A 17,773-nucleotide genomic window follows, 5' to 3' on the forward strand; every position below is an offset into this window, starting at 1 on the left:
CCCCGCAGTGCCTGACGCGATTCCCCCGTCGGAACAGATCGCGCAGGCACTGCGGGGGGTGGCTGAGATGGTCCGCGGGGTGGGGGTTTCCGGTTCCACCAGCCGATGGTCTCGTTGGTCCAGGTTCACAAAGATCATTCCGTACCGGACGGCACACCGTACGGGCTGCGGCGCCCCCCGAGGCCGCCGCAGACACCGGTACGCCCGCACGTCCTCGTCCTCGTCCCGGGTGACGACCACCGGTTCGCCGAAGACGGTCACCATCAACGAGTCACCGGGGTGGGGGATCGCGGTGACAAGGTCGATGAAGTGCCATCCGGAGCGGTAGGCGGTGGCCATCTCCCTGCGGAAGGAGCGGTCGTCGGGTGGCGTGGTCATCGGCCTCAGTCCCACTTGCTGTCGGCCGGGACCGCGACCAGCTCGTCGTCCGCGACGACGACAGACTGCACACCACCCGTCTCGCGCGCATCGCTCTTCGCACCGGAGAGGCCACTCAGAGCTCCGAAGGCCACAACGGCGGAGAAGGCGGCGACAAGCACCGAGCGAAGCATTCTCTTACGCATAGTCGGCTTCGTCCTCACTTGAAGGTCCCCTCTTCCCCCGTCGAGTAAGACGATGGCTCATTCAGGCACGTCATGGCCACACGATCGGTGCATCATGTTCCTGCATGTTCAGGACCCTGGGGGGTGGAGATTTGGCAACAAATGGGATTAAGGCGACACATCCCCATGCGATGACCGAGTTGTGTGAAGAGGGAAGTCGCCTCTACGCGAACGCTCTGCGCACGGGACGCATTCTCCGGGCGGACATCGAACCCGCCCCCTGCCTGATGGAGTTCGCCCTCCTGCACCCCGACCCCGACGACGCGAACTGGCTGCGACCCGTCTCACCTGCCGTTGCCCTGGCCCAGCGCCTCCACCCCATAGAGCACGAGATCAGTGAGAACCGGCGGCTGTCGATCGCGCTCACCGAGGTCTTCGAGCCGTTCATGGCCCTCAGCGCGCAGGAGGCCACCTCCACCCACTCGATCACCGTGCTGGAGGGCCTCGACCGCATCAACGCGGCGCTCGACCTGGCCACCGCCCAGTGCCAGACCGAGATGCTCACGGTCCAGCCGAGCGGCCGCCGCAGCTCCGAGAACCGGCTCATGGAGGCGCTGGAGCGCGACAGACCGCTCATCGAGCGGGGGGTGCGGATCCGGACGCTCTACCAGCACACGGCCAGGTACAGCCCGGAGCGGCTGGCCTGGGTGGACCACTTCGCCGACGGGAAGGCGGAGTACCGCACCATCGACGAGCTGGTCGAGCGCCTGATCATCCTCGACGAGACCGTGGCGTTCATCCCCACGCGCGACGACCGGCAGGTCGCCCTGGAGCTGCGGCACCCCGGCCTGGTCCGCTACCTCATCAAGGTGTTCGAGTTCATGTGGACCCGGGCCGTCCCGCTGAACGCCGGCGCCCCCTACGAGACGGCCCCCGACGGCATCACCGACATCCAGCACTCCATAGCCAAGCTCCTCGTCGAGGGGCACGTCGACGAGGCGATCGCCCGCCGCCTGGGCATGAACGTCCGCACCTGCCGTGCCCACATCGCCAAGCTCGCGACCGCCCTCGGCAGCGGCAGCCGCGCCCAGCTCGGCTTCCTGATCGCGCAGTCGGGCATCCTCAAGCCCGACCATCCCGTAACGGGGGGAGAGGACCACCCGTGACCGGGGCTCACACGCACGGGACGGGGGAACCGTGCGAGGCGGCCCCGAACCCGTGCACCCGTGCCCTGCGCGAAGGACGGGTGAGCACCGAGGACACGCAGGGCACGCCGTGTCCGCCCGGCCTCGGCCCGCTCCAGCCGGACGTGGGGAACCCGCGGCCCGCCGCCCCGGCCTTCGCCCTCCGCCGCCCGCTGCGCGGCGTCGAGGACCCCATCACGGACGAACGCCGGCGGGAGACGCGGCCGACGGCCGTGTTCGCGTCACTGGCGGGGCCCGACAGCCGGTACGACGCCGCCGCGGAGGCGCCGACGATCAGCGTCCTCAGCGGTCCCGACCGCATCGGCCGGGCCGTCCACCGGACCGTGCCGGCCACCTCGGGCCAGGTGCTCACCGTCCAGCCGCAAACCGACTCCCCGGCCGGGATCCGGGCCGGGGCCCTGCTCGACCGCGGCGGCCGTATCCGCACCCTCGACGGAGTCACCCGGCGCCTGATCGTCGTGGACCGCGAGGTCGCCTCCAGCCCCGCCGACCGCCTCGGCATGAACATCCGCACCGCCCGCGTCCGCACCGCCGAGCTCGCCGCCGCCCTCGGCGGCGAGAGCCGCGCCCGGCTCGGCCACCCCGTCGCGGAGTCGGGCATCCCCGAGCAGGAGGGAGTGACCGAGTGATCCCGGTGCCCCACCCCGAGCACGGCGTGGAGAACCTGTGCCCGGCAGGGACGGAGCTGTACGCGCGTGCCCTGCGCGAGGGGTACGTGCTCGGCGCCGACGCCGGCAAGGCGCCCTGTCTGCTCGACTTCGGGCTCCTGCACCCCGCCGTCACCGACCCGGAGAAGCTGGAGCCGGTCGCCCCCGCGGTCGCCCTGCACCGCATGCTGCGGATCGCGGAGGAGCGCATCGCGGACGAACGCCGGCGCGAGGCCAGGCTGACCGAGACGTTCGAGCCGCTGATGCGGATCGACGGCGGCCGTACGGGCACCGACGACTCCTCGATGATCAGCGTGCTCAGCGGGATCGACCTGATCGGCCGGGTCATCGGCCAGGCCGTGGCCGCGGGTTCCGAACTGCTGGCCGTCCAGCCCAACACCAGCGACCGGCACGCCGAGCCGCCCCCGCCCGTGCATGCCGAGGCCTTCGCGCGCGACCAGGCCCTGCTCGACCGCGGCGGCCGTATCCGCACCCTCTACCAGCACACCCTGCGCCACGCGCCGAGTGTCGTGGCCCGCTACGAACGCCTCAACGGCGATGTGGAGGCCCGCAGTCTGGACGAGGTGACGGAGCGTCTGATCATCGTGGACCGCACCGTGGCCTTCATCCCGGCCAACAAGGACCGCACCCTCGCCCTGGAGATCCGCCACCCGGCCCTGATCGCCTTCTTCGTGACCGCCTTCGACCGGCTGTGGCGGCTGGCCACCCCCATGTACCCCGAGGCGGTGCAGCAGCCCACGCGTGACGGCATCACGCCCCGTCAGCGGGCCATCGCCGCCCTCCTCGTCGAGGGTCACACCGACGCCGTCATCGCCGACCGGCTCGGCATGAACATCCGCACCGCCCGCGTCCACATCGCCAAGCTCGCCGCCACCCTCGGCAGCGAGAGCCGCGCCCAGCTCGGCTACCTCATCGGGCAGTCGGGCCTTCTCGGCCAGGAGGACACAGGCGAGTGAGCACGCCGGCAGCCCATCCGGAGCACGGCCCGGAAGACCCGTGCCGGGAAGGCATCGAGCTCTACGCACGGGCCCTGCGCGAGGGCGGTGCCGACCGCCGGGAGGCGGCGCACCTCCCCTGCCTCCTCGAGGCCGGGCTGCTGCAGCCCGACGCCCGGGACGCCGGCCGGCTGGAACCCGTGCCGCCCGCCCTCGCCCTGCACCGCATGCTCCGCGCCACCACGGACCGGACGGCGCACGAGCGGCGGCGGGAGCAGCGGCTCGCCGAGGCCTTCGCACCGCTCATGCGGACCGCCGGGGGCACGGCGGCGGTCGCGGAGAACCCGGCGATCAGGGTCGTCAGCGGTACCGGCCCCATCAACGAGGCCATCACCGAGGCCATGACCGGGGTCGTGCACGAACTCCTGTGCGTGCAGCCCAACGTCCACTACAGCGACAGCCGGGGCGCCGCCGCCCAGGTGGTGGCGATGGACCGGGACCAGGCGCTGCTGGAGCGCGGTGCCCGCATCCGCACCCTGTACCAGCACACCCAGCGCCACATGCCGCTGGTCCTCGCCCGCTACGAGCAACTGCGCGGCGACGCCGAGGCCCGCTCCCTGGACGAGGTCACCGACCGGCTCATCGTCGCCGACCGGGACGTGGCGTTCATCCCCGCCGGCGGGGACGGCACGGTCGCGCTGGAGGTCCGGCACCCGGCCCTGGTCGAGTTCCTCGCCACCACCTTCTACCGGCTGTGGTGGCAGGCCACGCCCATGTATCCGCAGACCGTCCACCGGCCGAGCCTGAACGGCGTCACGCCCCGTCAGCGGGCCATCGCCGGACTGCTCGTGGAGGGGCACACCGACGCCGTCGTCGCCGACCGGCTCGGCATGAACATTCGCACCGTCCGCGTCCACATCGCCAAGCTCGCCGCCACCCTCGGCAGCGAGAGCCGCGCCCAGCTCGGCTACCTCATCGGACGGTCCGGGATTCTTGACCGGGGAGCGTGATCGAGGACATTGCCGCCGGCCCGTCCAGGCCCACCTGCGCGATGCGGACGCCCAGTTGGGTACGGCTGGCCGCGCCGAGCGTCTCCGACAGCCGCGCGATGTGGGCCCGGCAGGTGCGCACGCTGATCCCCAGCCGTTCCGCGATCACGGCGTCCTGGTGGCCCTCGGCCAGCAGCGCGGCGATGGACTGCTCGCGGTGGGAGATGCCCTCGATGCCGGTGTCGGGCAGCGGGGCGGTCAGGGGGATGGCCAGGCGCCACAGCCGCTCGAAGACCGTCACCAGGTACTCCACCAGCGCCGGGTGCCGCAGCTCCAGGGCGAGGGTGCGGTCGGCGTTGGCGGGGATGAAGGCCACCGTGCGGTCGAAGAGGATGAGCCGGTCGATGACCTCGTCCAGCGTCCGCGCCTGGACCGAACCGCCCATCAGCTCCAGGTAGTTCAGCAGACCCTGGCCGTGCCGGGCGACATGGGTGTACAGGTCCCGCATCCGTACGCCCCGGCCGCGCAGCGCCAGCGCCCGGTGCAGACCCTCCGTCAGCTCGTGCTCGGGGCGGATGCCGCCGGGCTGGACCGTGAGGACCTCCGTCGTGCACGCCTCGGTCGCCTCGTCCATCGCGGCCTGGATCCGGGACAGGCCGTCGAGGACCCGGATCGCGGTCCCCTCACCGGCGCCCGGCACCACACTGGGGCCGAGGCCCGCGTACCGCTCGACCGCCGCGACCGCCTCCCCCACCCGCCGCTGGCTCGCGCTGACCTCGTCGTGGACGCCGCGCAGCAGCCGGGTCATGACCTCCTGCGGGGCGGTCGGCACCAGCCAGTCCATGTCGTCTGGGTCCGGGTGCAGCAGGGCCAGTTCGAGCAGACAGGGAACCGGTTCGGCGTCGGCGCGCGGCACACGGCCGCGTCGTACGGCCCGGGAGTACACCCGGTCCCCGGCCTCGCACAGCCGGTCAGCGCCGTGTGGATGGTCGTCCGCCCCGAGCCCGGCCATTGCCCATCCCACCCCCGGTTCCAGCGTCTACCGCCCTCTTGTCCTGTTTCCCCAGCGGAGCGTCAAAGCCCCCTCGGCTCCGCAACTATGCGCGGACCGGACCGGCTCCGCAACACGGCTCCCCGGGCCACGGCCGTCGGTACGGGACGGTATTCACCGGTATGTGCGGGCCTCCGTCCGCCTCCTTGCAACAAGCTGCGGTGTCGGCGCCCGGGTTGCCCGGCCCGCGAGCGGCACCAGGACAGCACGAAGGGCCGGAGGGGAACCCCTCCGGCCCTTGTCGGCACGCTTACTTCAGGCCGGCCGTCTGGCAGGCGCTCGCGTACTGCGAGGTGCAGATGTCCTTGACGGTGTAGATGCCGTCCTTGACGACCGTGCTCTTGATGTTGTCCTTCGTCAGGGCGACGACCTGGACGAGCTGGGCCGGGATGTCCTTGTTCGTGGGGCTGTCCACGCTGTCCTTGGCGAGGGCGTCGAACTGGATGCTCTTGCCCTGGATCTTCGTCACGGCCATCTCGGCGGCGGCCTCGGCCTCGTCCGGGTACGGCTTGTAGACGCTCATGTACTGCTCGCCCGCGACGATCCGCTGCACCGCGGACAGCTCCGCGTCCTGGCCCGTGATCGGCGGGATCTTGCTGATGCCCGCGTCCTCCATGGCCTGGATGGCGGCGCCGGCCATGGCGTCGTTGGCGGAGTACACGGCCTTGATGTTGCCCTTGCCGATCGCGCTGACCGCCTCGGCCATGTTCTTCTGCGCGACCTCCGGCTTCCAGCCGTCGACGTCGTACGACTTGGCGATCGTCACCTTGCCGTTGAGCTCGGACATCGCGCCCGCCTTGAACTGCCCGGCGTTCGGGTCGGACGGCGAGCCGTTGATCATCACGATCTTGTCGGAGGTGTCGATGCCCGAGCCGAGCGCCTCCAGGAGGGAGCGGCCCTGCACCTCGCCCACGAGCTCGTTGTCGAAGGAGACGTACCCGTCGATCGGACCCTCGGCGAGCCGGTCGTAGGCGATGACCGGGATCCCCGCCTCCTTGGCCTTCTCCACCATGCCCGCGATGGCGTGCGAGTCCACGGCGTCCAGCAGGATGACGTCGACCTTCTGGTCGATCATCTGCTGCATCTGCGTGGCCTGCTTCTTGGCGTTGGCCTCGCCGTTGGCATAAACGGTCTTGCCCTGCTTGTCGGTGAGTTCCGCGACCTTCTTCTGGATGATCGGGTAGTCGAACTCCTCGTAGCGGGTGTTCGTCTTCTCCGGCATCAGCACGCCCACGGTGATGTCGTTCCCCTTGGTCGGACTCGCCTCGCTCCCGCTCGCGGCGCCGAGCGCGCCGCAGGCGGCCAGCGAGAAGGTCATCGTGGACGCGGCCACGGCTATGGCGATACGACGCATGGGGCTGCTCACTTCTGATGCTTTCCGGACGCGGGCGCGGCATTGCGGCCCATGTGACTGAAAAGCCAACGCGGCGGCGCCCACCGGCGTCAAGCGGAATCACTTAACGAGTGCGCAACACCACTCTCCGCCGATGGTGTGAAGACTTGGCGCGAACACCGGTACAACCAACTTCACACCTCGTGAGTCGTGATCACAGCAGCCCCACAACTGCTGTTCCACGCCCGACCAGAGGATCGAATGAAGTCAGCCAGACGGACGACCGCCACCGCTGTCGTCCTCGCCACCGCCGGCACCCTCGTCACCCTGACGACGTCCCCCGCCGCGGCGACCGTGTCGTGCACCTCCCCCGTGTTCAAGCGGCAGTTCTACGCGAACACGTCCTTCTCCGGCACCCCGAAGAAGACCGACTGCGACAACGCGATCGACCAGAGCTGGACCGGCGCCCCCGTCACCGGCCTGCCCAAGGACAACTTCGGCGTCCGCTGGACCCTCACCCGCGACTTCGGCTCCGGCGGCCCCTTCGCCCTCAACGCCACCGGCCTCGACGGCATCCGCGTCTATCTCGACGGCGTCCGCAAGATCGACCTCTGGAAGAACGTCTCATCGACGGTCACCAAGACCGCCAACGTCACCATCCCCTCCGGCAAGCACAGTCTGCGCATCGACTACGCCAACTGGACCGGCACCGCCAAGGTCAAGGTCACCTACGCCCCCCGCACCTCAGCCGACGTCGACAAGGTCAAGCCGCTCACCCCGACGGGCACTTCGGTGACCTACGACAAGAGCACCCGCAAGGCCAAGGTCAGCTGGGCGAAGAACACCGAGATGGACCTCGCCGGGTACCAGGTGTACCGGCGGCTCAAGGGGACGTCGTACGGCACCAAGCCGCTCACCACGACCACCTCCACCTCGTACACGGACGGTCCGCCGCCCACCGGCGCCACGTACTACTACGAGGTCCGCGCCCGGGACAAGGCGGGCAACACCTCGCGCGGCACCGCCGACCAGCCCGTGACCACCGTGGACACGACTCCGCCCGCCGCACCGTTCCTGGAGATGGACGCGTGCCCGGACAACCAGCCCTTCGCGGCCCCGGAGCTCGTCACCACCGCCGAGAACCGGGCCGACATCGCCTGGTACGAGCTCCAGCGGCTCGATCCGGCCACGAACACCTGGGCCACCGTGTACGCCGGTGCCAAGGGCGCGATCTGCGACACCGGGCAGCCCGCCGACGGCAGCAAGGTCACCTACCGGGGCCGGGCCCGGGACGCGGTGGGCAACTGGTCCGCGTACTCGGCGGCCACCTCGTTCACCACGTTCGACATGACCCCGCCGGCGACCGTAGCGGACGCCCGCGTCGAGTACCGCTCCGGCATCCCGCACCTGATGTGGTCGGCCGTCGACGGGGCCGCGCGGTACGAGGTCCTCCAGTACGACCCGGCGACGGGCGGCTGGCTCGACGCGCTGCCCGGCGCGGCCGGCACCACCACGCAGACCGACGTCGTACCGCGCCAACTGGCCGCCGTCGCCGACTCCTACCGGTACGCGGTGCGCGCCCAGGACACCAAAGGCAACGCCTCCGCGCCGGTGGAGGTCACCCTGACGACGGCGGACCGGCCCGAGGCGATCGCGCCGTTCAGCACCACCGCGACCAGGTTCGACGAGGGGGTGATGATCGAGTGGAGCAGCGCCGACCCGTGGACCTTCGGCGAGGACAGGCCGCTGCTGACCTACCGGATCACCCGCACCGACAAGGCGACCGGTGAGAGCAGCGCGGTGACCGGCTGCAAGCCCAACAGCTCGCAGGACCTGCCGCTGACGGACCCGCAGACGTACTGGAGCTGGAACACCGGCGACGCCCCCGACTACGCCGGCCCCCGGCAGATCAACGGCGTCTGCTGGGACGTCTCCGGCGCCTCCGAGACGACGTACGACTACACGATCGTGACGATCGACCCGTACGGGCATGAGTCGCAGCCCGGCCCCGCCGCCACCGCGACCACGCCGGACACCGTGCGCCCGGCCCCGGTGGAGAACCTGACCGCCGAGCAGATCCCGCTCGGTGTGCGCCTGACCTGGACGCCGCCCGCCGACGACGACGTCACGGGCTACAAGGTGTGGCAGGGCGTCACCGACCCGGAGACCGGCGAGACGCAGTGGAAGGACAACTGCTGGACGGGCGAGTCCCTGGCCACGACCGAGATCCTCTGCCCGACGGTCCCCGACGGCGCCACGCACACCTACAAGGTGGCCGCCACGGACGGCTCCCCCCTGATCCCCTGGTACGCCGGCCCCGAGGCATACCACCCCGCCGAGCTCTCCGTCACCCTGCCCGACACCCGGCCGCCCGGCTGGACGGGCACCGAGATCCGTGAGGACCAGTACCCGGAGCTGTACGTCGGCTGCTCCGAGAGCTCGGGCCTCGGCGACTGCGGCCGGTTCAGGAGTTACCGCGTGGAGCGCTGGGACCCGGCGTCGGCCGCCTATGTGACCCTGAGCGAGGGCACGATGTACGACGCCGTGTACTTCATGGACAAGACGGTCCACGAGGACACGCTGGGCCTGTACTACTACCGCGTCGTCCGCCTGGACGAGGCCGGCGCGGAGGCCGCGACCACGCCGATGGCGTACGGCATCTGGGACTCCTGGATCTGAGCCCGCACGCGGCACGAACGGAGAAGGGGCCCGGAGAATCCTCCGGGCCCCTTCTCGTCGGCCGTGCCTAGTCCTTCGCCTTCTTCGGCCGCCACACCACCAGCGCGCTGGTCTGCTGGACCTCCTGGTACGGCACCAGGTCACGGCGGTACGACGCGTGCACCGCCGCCTCACGCTGCTGCATGGCCGCCGCGGCGCCCTCGACGGCGGCCTGGAGTTCGGCCACCCTCGACTGGAGCGCGGCGACCTGGTTCTCCAGCTCGATGATGCGCTTGATGCCGGCGAGGTTGATGCCCTCGTCCTGCGACAACTGCTGGACGGTGCGCAGCAGTTCGATGTCCCGGGCCGAGTAGCGCCGGCCCCGGCCCGCGGTGCGGTCCGGGGACACCAGGCCCAGGCGGTCGTACTGGCGCAGCGTCTGCGGGTGCAGGCCGGAGAGCTGGGCCGCCACCGAGATGACGTAGACCGGGGTCTCCTCGGTCAGTTCATACGGATTGCGTCGACGGCCGTCCATCTAGATCAAGCTCCCTTCGCGGCCTGGAACAGCTCCGCCCGTGGATCCTCACCCACGGTCGCCTCGCGATACGCCTCGAGCGCGTCACGAGCCTTCCCCGACAGCTCGGTCGGGACACTCACCTCGACGGTGACCAGCAGATCGCCCCGGGTGCCGTCCTTGCGGACCGCGCCCTTGCCCCGCGCCCGCATGGTGCGGCCGTTGGGCGTGCCCGGGGGCAGCTTCAGCGTCACGGCGGGACCGCCCAGCGTCGGCACCCTGACCTCGCCGCCGAGCGCCGCCTCCGAGAAGGTCACCGGGACCGTCACCGTGAGGTTGTCGCCCTTGCGGCCGAAGACGGGGTGCGTGTCGACGTGCACGGTGACGTACAGGTCGCCCGCGGGGCCGCCGCGTTCGCCGGGCGCCCCCTTCCCGCGCAGCCGGATCCGCTGCCCGTCGGAGACGCCCGCCGGGATGCGGACCTGCATGGTGCGGGAGGACTTGGCCCGCCCGGAGCCCTTGCAGATCTCGCAGGGGTTCTCCGCGATCAGGCCGCGGCCCTTGCAGTCGGGGCACGGGTCGGTGAGGGAGAAGCCTCCCCCGGAGCCCCGGGCCACCTGGCCGGTGCCCACGCAGGTCGGGCACACGCGCGGGTTGCCGTTGGCGTCACCGGTGCCCGAACAGGCCTTGCAGGGGGCCTGCGAGGACATCCTGAGCGGGACCGTCGCGCCCTCGATCGCCTCGGTGAAGCTGAGGGAGACCTCGGTGTCGATGTCCTGCCCGCGCCGCGGCTGGACCCGTGTGGTGCCGGAGCTGCCCCGGTTGAACAGGCCCCCGAAGACGTCTCCGAGTCCGCCGCCGAAGCCGCCGGCTCCCTGGCCCCCGCCCTGGGCGCCTCCGAAGAGGTCGCCCAGGTCGAAGTTGAAGGAGCCGCCCGCGCCGCCCGGCCCCGGGCGGAAGCCGCCGTTGCCGAACAGGGCGCGGGCCTCGTCGTACTCCTTGCGCTTCTTGGGGTCACCGAGGACGTCGTTCGCCTCGGAGATCTCCTTGAAGCGCTCCTCGGCCTTGGTGTTGCCCTTGTTGGCGTCCGGGTGGAACTCGCGGGCGAGCTTCCGGTACGCCTTCTTGATCTCGGCCTCGGTGGCGTCCTTGGGGACGCCGAGGACCTTGTAGTAGTCCTTCTCGATGAAGTCCTTGGTGCTCATCCTCGACGCCCCTCCTTCCGGTCACCGACCACTTCAGCCCTCTTCAGAGCTGTTGTCCTTCTCCTCGCCGGCCTCGGACCCGTCCTCGGCCTTGACCGTCTGCGCGCCCGGCTGCGGCTCGGCCACGGCCACCCGCGCGGGGCGGATGGTGCGCTCGCCGATGCGATACCCAGGCTGCAGAATCGCCACGCACGTCGTCTCGGTGACGTCGGGCGCGTAACTGTGCATCAGGGCCTCGTGGATCGTCGGGTCGAAGGGCTCGCCCTCCTTGCCGAACTGCTGGAGGCCCATCTTCGCCGCGACGGTCTCCAGGGACTCCGCGACGGACTTGAACCCGCCGAGAAGCTCACCGTGTTCCCGCGCGCGGCCGATGTCGTCGAGCACGGGCAGGAGTTCGGTCAGGAGGTTCGCGATGGCGATCTCCTTGACCGTGATCCGGTCCCGCTCCACCCGGCGGCGGTAGTTCTGGAACTCGGCCTGGAGCCGCTGGAGGTCGGCGGTGCGCTCGTCGAGCGCCTTGCGCGACTGGTCCAGCTGGGCCGTCAGGCCGGCGATCTGCGCTGTTGCGTCCCCGGCCGGGGCCGCCCCTTCCTCGGGGGCGGCCTTCGGCTCGGCGTCGTCGGGGGTGGCGCCGGAGGGGACGTCGGGCTTCTCCTCGAAGCCCGGGGTCTCCTCCGTCACGCGGCACCGTCCTTGCGCTCGTCGTCCACGATCTCGGCGTCCACGACGTCGTCGTCGGCCTTGGGGGCCTCGGCGCCGGCCTCGCCGCCCGCGGCCTGCGCGGCCTGGGCGTCGGCGTACATGGCCTGGCCGACCTTCTGGGAGACCGCGGCGACCTTCTCGGTCGCGGTGCGGATCTCCGCGGTGTCCTCGCCCTTGAGCGCGGCCTTCAGCTCCTCGACGGCGGCCTCGACCTCGGTCTTGACCTCGGCGGGGACCTTGTCCTCGTTGTCCTTGAGGAACTTCTCCGTCTGGTAGACGAGCTGCTCGCCCTGGTTGCGGGTCTCGGCGGCCTCGCGGCGGCGGTGGTCCTCCTCCGCGTACTGCTCGGCCTCCTGGCGCATCCGGTCGACCTCGTCCTTCGGCAGCGAGGAGCCGCCGGTGACGGTCATCTTCTGCTCCTTGCCCGTGCCCAGGTCCTTCGCGGTCACGTGCATGATGCCGTTGGCGTCGATGTCGAAGGACACCTCGATCTGCGGGACGCCGCGGGGCGCCGGCGGCAGACCGGTCAGCTCGAACATCCCGAGCTTCTTGTTGTACGCCGCGATCTCGCGCTCGCCCTGGTAGACCTGGATCTGCACGGACGGCTGGTTGTCCTCGGCCGTGGTGAAGATCTCGGAGCGCTTCGTCGGGATCGTGGTGTTGCGCTCGATCAGCTTGGTCATGATGCCGCCCTTGGTCTCGATACCGAGGGACAGCGGGGTGACGTCGAGGAGCAGGACGTCCTTGACCTCACCCTTGAGGACACCGGCCTGGAGCGAGGCGCCGATGGCGACGACCTCGTCCGGGTTCACGCCCTTGTTGGCCTCCTTGCCGCCGGTCAGCTCCTTGACGAGCTCGGCGACGGCGGGCATACGGGTGGAGCCACCGACGAGGACGACGTGGTCGATCTCGTTGATGGAGACGCCGGCGTCCTTCATGACGTTGAAGAACGGGGTCTTGCAGCGCTCCAGGAGGTCCGCGGTGAGCTGCTGGAACTGAGCCCGGGTGAGCTTCTCGTCCAGGTGCAGCGGGCCCTCGGCGGAGGCGGTGATGTAGGGCAGGTTGATCGAGGTCTCGGTGGAGGAGGACAGCTCGATCTTGGCCTTCTCGGCGGCCTCGCGGAGGCGCTGGAGGGCCATCTTGTCCTTGGCGAGGTCCACTCCGTGACCGGACTTGAACTGCTGCACCAGGTAGTCGACGACGCGCTGGTCCCAGTCGTCACCACCGAGGTGGTTGTCACCGTTGGTGGCCTTCACCTCGACGACGCCGTCGCCGATCTCCAGGAGGGACACGTCGAAGGTGCCGCCACCGAGGTCGAAGACGAGGATCGTCTGGTCGTCCTTGTCGAGGCCGTAGGCGAGCGCGGCCGCGGTGGGCTCGTTGACGATGCGAAGGACGTTGAGACCGGCGATCTCGCCGGCTTCCTTCGTCGCCTGGCGCTCGGAGTCGTTGAAGTACGCCGGGACGGTGATGACCGCGTCGGTCACCTTCTCGCCCAGGTAGGACTCGGCGTCCCGCTTCAGCTTCTGAAGGATGAAGGCGGAGATCTGCTGCGGGTTGAAGGGCTTCCCGTCCAGCTCCATCTTCCAGTCGGTGCCCATGTGACGCTTCACCGAACGGATGGTCCGGTCCACGTTGGTGACCGCCTGGCGCTTGGCCACCTCGCCGACCAGCACTTCGCCGTTCTTCGCGAAGGCGACGACGGACGGCGTGGTCCTGGCACCCTCGGCGTTGGTGATGACGGTGGGCTCGCCGCCTTCGAGAACGCTGACGACGGAGTTAGTCGTGCCCAGGTCGATGCCGACCGCACGTGCCATGGTTAATCCTCCAGGCTGACTTGAGTGGAACAGGCTCAAGTGTGCACGACGGTTCCGGCTCGGTCAACAGACCTGAGCCGCGGGGGCTCAACTCTTATCCGTTCCTTACACGCAATGGGGCTCTGACCTGCGTCGATACCGGACGCTGTGCGCTACCGCACTTGACCCGAAGGAGTGCGAGCACGACGAGAAGGGCGCCTCCGGCGACCCAGAGGGCACCGGTCGCGGCGATCCATCCCAGGTGCACCAGCACCGCGACGAGTACCCCGCCGAAGGCCGCGACACCGAGGACGACGGCCGCCCCCTGCGGAGTGAGACCGAGCCGCCGCAGCCGGTGCGCGAGATGGTCGGGCGCCGCGCGCAGCAGCGGTCGCCCGGACAGCCCCCGGGCCAGGACGACGAGCAGCACGTCGGCGCTCACCACCGCCGTCAGCGCGGACAGCACCCCCGCGCTGGAGCCCAGCTCCTGTCCCGCGCGGGTCGTCACGGCCGCGGACGCGAGCACGAACCCGGTGAACAGGGCCCCGCAGGCGCCGAGTCCCGCGCGCGCGGGATGCCAGTTGTGCATCAGGAACCCGGTCAGCGCGGCGGCCAGCACACTCAGCAGCACGGCGAGCCCGTCCATCACCTCGGCCGCCGCACAGGCCCCCGCCCCGAAGGCGGTGACCACCCCGACGGTCCCGGCGAGTCCGTCGGCGTGGTCGAGCGCCTTGAACCCGAGCGCCACGAAGACGATCCAGCCGACCGCGAGCATCCCGGCGAGCACCCCGGTCTCCTCGTACGGCACGACACACGCCGCCGCCACGGCCGTACCGCCCACGAGGAACCGTGCCTTGACCCGCCGCACGTCGGCCACCAGGCCGAGCAGGGCCACGCCGGCCCCCGCGACGAGCAGCCGTCCGACGTCGGGACCGAGCGGGGTGACGCCCCGCCAGTCCCCGACGAACGCCACCCCGCAGGTGGCGGCCACCACCGCCACGCCGCCGGACAGCGGCATGGGCCGTCGCCATCGCCGGTCGACGATGCCGAGGCGCAGGGCGGCCATCCGCAGCACGGCGGTGAGCACGGCGGCGAGGAGCAGGGCGGAGGTGGCGGCGAGGATCCCGTAGAGCACAAGCCTAAATTAGCGCCGTATGTACCAATTCATCACGAATAACACGATCGGGTTTTAAGGTAACCCTCAGCGATTCAGATCACCCCGCGCCCGGCTACAGTGCGGCGGAGGATGGGGGTACTCTCAGACGGACTGCATAAGTTACCGCTTAGTAATCTCGCTCGTAGAACCCTCGCAGGCCCGAGGAGCCCCCAATGCAACTCGCCGCGATCATCGTGTCGCTGGTACTGATCGTGGTCGGCGTGGCCCTGTTCGCCCGCGCCCTCCTCCAGATCTACACCTTCATGCGGCTCGGTCAGGACGTGCCCGCGGGCACCCGTACCGACGAACCCGGCCGGCGCACCGTCACCGTGGCCAAGGAGTTCCTCGGCCACACCCGGATGAACCGCTGGGGCGTCGTCGGTGTCGCGCACTGGTTCGTGGCGGTGGGCTTCTTCACCCTGCTGCTGACGATCGTCAACGCCATCGGCCAGCTGTTCCAGGCCGACTGGATCCTGCCGGTCATCGGCGACTGGGCGCCGTACAACGTCTTCGTCGAGTTCATCGGCACGATGACCGTCCTCGGCATCCTGGCCCTGATCGCGATCCGCCAGCTGAGCCACCCGCGCAAGCCGGGCCGCAAGTCCCGCTTCGCCGGCTCCAACTTCGGCCAGGCGTACTTCGTCGAGACCGTCATCCTCGTCGTGGGCGTCTGCATCTTCATGCTGCACGCGCTGGAGGGCGCCCAGCACCACGTGGACGGCTACGAGGCCTCGTTCTTCATCTCGTACCCGGTGGTGCACTGGCTGGAGGGCATGGACGTCTCGACGCTCCAGAACCTCACGTACTTCTTCGCCGGACTGAAGATCGCCACCTCGTTCATCTGGATGATCGTGGTCGCCCTGAAGACCGACATGGGTGTGGCCTGGCACCGCTTCCTCGCGTTCCCGAACATCTGGTTCAAGCGGAACGCGACGGGCGAGACCTCGCTCGGTGCCCTGCTCCCGATGACCTCCGGCGGCAAGCCGATCGACTTCACCGACCCCGGTGACGACGACGTCTTCGGCGTCTCCCAGGTCGAGCAGTTCTCCTGGAAGGGCCTGCTGGACTTCTCCACCTGCACCGAGTGCGGCCGCTGCCAGTCGCAGTGCCCCGCCTGGAACACCGGCAAGCCGCTCTCCCCCAAGCTCCTGATCATGTCGCTGCGCGACCACGCGCACGCCAAGGCGCCCTACCTGCGCGCCGGCGGCGGCAAGACCATGGAGGGCGAGGAGAAGGCGTCCGAGGAGCAGCTGAAGGACGTCCCGGCCGCGGCTCTCGCCGAGGCCGAGCGCCCGCTGATCGGCACGCTGGAGGAGAACGGCGTCATCGACCCGGACGTCCTGTGGTCCTGCACCACCTGCGGCGCCTGTGTCGAGCAGTGCCCCGTCGACATCGAGCACGTCGACCACATCGTCGACATGCGCCGCTACCAGGTGATGATCGAGAGCGCGTTCCCGTCCGAGGCGGGCACGATGCTCAAGAACCTGGAGAAGAAGGGCAACCCCTGGGGCCTGGCCAAGAAGCAGCGCCTGGAGTGGCTCAAGGAGGTCGAGTTCGAGGTCCCGGTCGTCGGCCAGGACATCGAGGACCTCACCGAGGTCGAGTACCTGTACTGGGTGGGCTGCGCGGGCGCCCTGGAGGACCGCGCCAAGAAGACCACCAAGGCCTTCGCCGAGCTGCTGCACATCGCGGGCGTCAAGTTCGCGATCATGGGCGGCGACGAGAAGTGCACCGGTGACTCCGCCCGCCGCCTCGGCAACGAGCCCCTGTTCCAGGAGCTCGGCATGGAGAACGTCATGGCGCTGAACATGGCGTTCGGCGAGGAGCTGGACGACGACGGCAAGGTGGTCCCGGAGTCCGCCAAGCCGAAGTCCGCGAAGAAGATCGTCGCGACCTGCCCGCACTGCCTCAACACGATCGGCAACGAGTACCCGCAGCTCGGCGGTGACTACGAGGTCATCCACCACACCCAGCTGCTCCAGCACCTCGTCGACGAGGGCAAGCTGATCCCGGTCACCCCGGTCGAGGGCATCATCACCTACCACGACCCGTGCTACCTGGGCCGCCACAACAAGATCTACACGCCCCCGCGCGAGATCATCGCGGGCGTCCCGGGCCTGCGCAACGAGGAGATGCACCGCCACAAGGAGCGCGGCTTCTGCTGCGGTGCCGGTGGCGCCCGGATGTGGATGGAGGAGCGGATCGGCAAGCGCATCAACAACGAGCGCGTGGACGAGGCCCTCTCCCTCAACCCCGACATCGTCTCCACCGCCTGCCCGTTCTGCCTGGTCATGCTGACCGACTCGGTCAACGGCAAGAAGAACGACGGCAAGGCCAAGGAGTCGATCCAGGTCGTCGACGTCGCCCAGCTGCTGCTGCAGTCGGTGAAGACGCCGGTCGACCCGGCCGGCGAGGAAGCGGCGGAGAGCGAGCCGGAGCCGGAGCCGGTGAAGTAGCGCCCGGCGCTGTGCCGTTCGGAGCCCCCAGGTCCTGCCGGGCCTGGGGGCTCCCGCGCGTCGGCGCTCAGAAGTGGGTGGCGATCCCGAAGACGCGCCGCAGCAGGGCCATGTCGTGCCGGTCGCGCTCCGTCGGCTCGTAGCCCTGGTGGAAGTGGACCTGCTGCTCGGCCGACAGGCACGGGACGGGCGTCCCGCCGATGGTCCCGGTCACGAAGGCGGAGGCCGGGTACACGAAGGGCCGCCCCGGCACCCCGGACGCCTGAACGGCGGAACCGTCCCCGGCGAAGACCAGCGGGTGCAGATCGACCTCCCGTCCACCGCCGTCGGTGACCACGAACCGCACCGGCCGCAGGTCGAGGCTCTCCACGAAGCCGGCGCCGGAGAGGGCCGCGACCACCGCGGGCTCCTGCTCCCGCCGGTGCATCAGGTCCAGGTCGCGATGGACCCTGCTCTGCTCGCCGACCAGGGCGTCGATCCCCCACCCGCCCCCGACCCAGACCTCGGTCCCGGCCCGCCGCAGCATGTCCAGGACGTGCAACACCGCTTCCGCGTCCACCACT

General features: G+C 70.2%; 16 protein-coding genes. 6 read left to right on the forward strand and 10 right to left on the reverse strand.

Annotated features, from left to right (window positions below; all coding sequences use genetic code 11):
• Both AOJ26_RS02285 and AOJ26_RS43285 read right to left on the reverse strand, forming a co-directional pair.
• The coding region (locus tag AOJ26_RS02285) for a hypothetical protein (RefSeq protein ID WP_063790214.1) at window positions 1–378 on the reverse strand (378 nt) is incomplete at its 3' end.
• A gap of 5 nt (window positions 379–383) precedes the next feature.
• Window positions 384–581 carry a hypothetical protein gene (locus AOJ26_RS43285; RefSeq protein WP_143663512.1) on the reverse strand — a complete coding sequence of 66 codons (198 nt, stop codon included), beginning with the start codon at window positions 579–581 and terminating at the stop codon, window positions 384–386.
• Between the two features lie 152 nt (window positions 582–733).
• On the opposite strand from AOJ26_RS43285, the gene AOJ26_RS02290 reads away from it, so the two are divergent.
• The 4 genes from AOJ26_RS02290 (at window position 734) to AOJ26_RS02305 (ending at window position 4,360) form a co-directional block, all read left to right on the forward strand.
• The gene (locus AOJ26_RS02290; RefSeq protein WP_234358410.1) at window positions 734–1,708 is read left to right on the forward strand and encodes a helix-turn-helix transcriptional regulator; all 975 of its coding nucleotides are present in this window, start codon (window positions 734–736) and stop codon (window positions 1,706–1,708) included.
• Between the two features lie 80 nt (window positions 1,709–1,788).
• A complete protein-coding gene (locus AOJ26_RS02295) occupies window positions 1,789–2,376 on the forward strand; it encodes a hypothetical protein (RefSeq protein WP_053846453.1) in 588 nt (195 codons plus the stop codon).
• A complete protein-coding gene (locus AOJ26_RS02300; RefSeq protein ID WP_053846454.1) occupies window positions 2,373–3,371 on the forward strand; it encodes a helix-turn-helix transcriptional regulator in 999 nt (332 codons plus the stop codon). Before AOJ26_RS02295 ends, AOJ26_RS02300 begins: the two co-directional genes overlap by 4 nt.
• Window positions 3,368–4,360 carry a helix-turn-helix transcriptional regulator gene (locus AOJ26_RS02305; RefSeq protein WP_053846455.1) on the forward strand — a complete coding sequence of 331 codons (993 nt, stop codon included), beginning with the start codon at window positions 3,368–3,370 and terminating at the stop codon, window positions 4,358–4,360. Before AOJ26_RS02300 ends, AOJ26_RS02305 begins: the two co-directional genes overlap by 4 nt.
• On the opposite strand, the gene AOJ26_RS02310 is transcribed toward AOJ26_RS02305, so the two are convergent.
• Both AOJ26_RS02310 and AOJ26_RS02315 read right to left on the reverse strand, forming a co-directional pair.
• Complete coding sequence (locus AOJ26_RS02310; protein ID WP_053846456.1) at window positions 4,323–5,351, reverse strand: helix-turn-helix transcriptional regulator; 1,029 nt, start codon at window positions 5,349–5,351, stop codon at window positions 4,323–4,325. The two genes, AOJ26_RS02305 and AOJ26_RS02310, sit on opposite strands and share 38 nt — an antisense overlap.
• Window positions 5,352–5,640: 289 nt before the next feature.
• Window positions 5,641–6,744 carry a sugar ABC transporter substrate-binding protein gene (locus AOJ26_RS02315; protein ID WP_053846457.1) on the reverse strand — a complete coding sequence of 368 codons (1,104 nt, stop codon included), beginning with the start codon at window positions 6,742–6,744 and terminating at the stop codon, window positions 5,641–5,643.
• 240 nt (window positions 6,745–6,984) lie between these two features.
• Here AOJ26_RS02315 and AOJ26_RS02320 point away from each other — a divergent pair, with 240 nt between their 5' ends.
• Window positions 6,985–9,402, forward strand: coding sequence for a PA14 domain-containing protein (locus tag AOJ26_RS02320; protein WP_053846458.1), 2,418 nt, complete (start codon window positions 6,985–6,987; stop codon window positions 9,400–9,402).
• A gap of 67 nt (window positions 9,403–9,469) precedes the next feature.
• Here AOJ26_RS02320 and AOJ26_RS02325 read toward each other — a convergent pair whose 3' ends face one another.
• The 5 genes from AOJ26_RS02325 to AOJ26_RS02345 form a co-directional block, all read right to left on the reverse strand.
• Window positions 9,470–9,916 (reverse strand): heat shock protein transcriptional repressor HspR, encoded by a 447-nt coding sequence (locus tag AOJ26_RS02325; RefSeq protein ID WP_037706704.1) that lies wholly within the window; start codon window positions 9,914–9,916, stop codon window positions 9,470–9,472.
• A gap of 5 nt (window positions 9,917–9,921) precedes the next feature.
• The gene (gene dnaJ / locus AOJ26_RS02330; RefSeq protein WP_053846459.1) at window positions 9,922–11,100 is read right to left on the reverse strand and encodes a molecular chaperone DnaJ; all 1,179 of its coding nucleotides are present in this window, start codon (window positions 11,098–11,100) and stop codon (window positions 9,922–9,924) included.
• Window positions 11,101–11,133: 33 nt separating this feature from the next.
• A complete protein-coding gene (grpE, locus tag AOJ26_RS02335; protein ID WP_053846460.1) occupies window positions 11,134–11,781 on the reverse strand; it encodes a nucleotide exchange factor GrpE in 648 nt (215 codons plus the stop codon).
• Window positions 11,778–13,619 (reverse strand): molecular chaperone DnaK, encoded by a 1,842-nt coding sequence (gene dnaK, locus AOJ26_RS02340; RefSeq protein WP_053846461.1) that lies wholly within the window; start codon window positions 13,617–13,619, stop codon window positions 11,778–11,780. The genes grpE and dnaK overlap by 4 nt, the downstream gene beginning before the upstream one ends.
• 94 nt (window positions 13,620–13,713) lie before the next feature.
• A complete protein-coding gene (locus AOJ26_RS02345; protein WP_053846462.1) occupies window positions 13,714–14,733 on the reverse strand; it encodes an MraY family glycosyltransferase in 1,020 nt (339 codons plus the stop codon).
• A 194-nt stretch (window positions 14,734–14,927) separates the two neighbouring features.
• On the opposite strand from AOJ26_RS02345, the gene AOJ26_RS02350 reads away from it, so the two are divergent.
• The gene (locus AOJ26_RS02350) at window positions 14,928–17,210 is read left to right on the forward strand and encodes a (Fe-S)-binding protein (RefSeq protein ID WP_053846463.1); all 2,283 of its coding nucleotides are present in this window, start codon (window positions 14,928–14,930) and stop codon (window positions 17,208–17,210) included.
• Between the two features lie 67 nt (window positions 17,211–17,277).
• Here the strand turns inward: AOJ26_RS02350 and AOJ26_RS02355 are convergent, their stop codons facing one another.
• Entirely contained in the window at window positions 17,278–17,736 is a 459-nt protein-coding gene (locus AOJ26_RS02355; protein ID WP_373413145.1) for a nucleotidyltransferase domain-containing protein, read from the reverse strand.
• Between the last annotated feature and the right edge of the window lie 37 nt (window positions 17,737–17,773).

The sequence above is a fragment of the Streptomyces sp. NRRL B-24085 genome, assembly GCF_001282115.1.
In the GTDB taxonomy this organism is placed as follows: domain Bacteria; phylum Actinomycetota; class Actinomycetes; order Streptomycetales; family Streptomycetaceae; genus Streptomyces.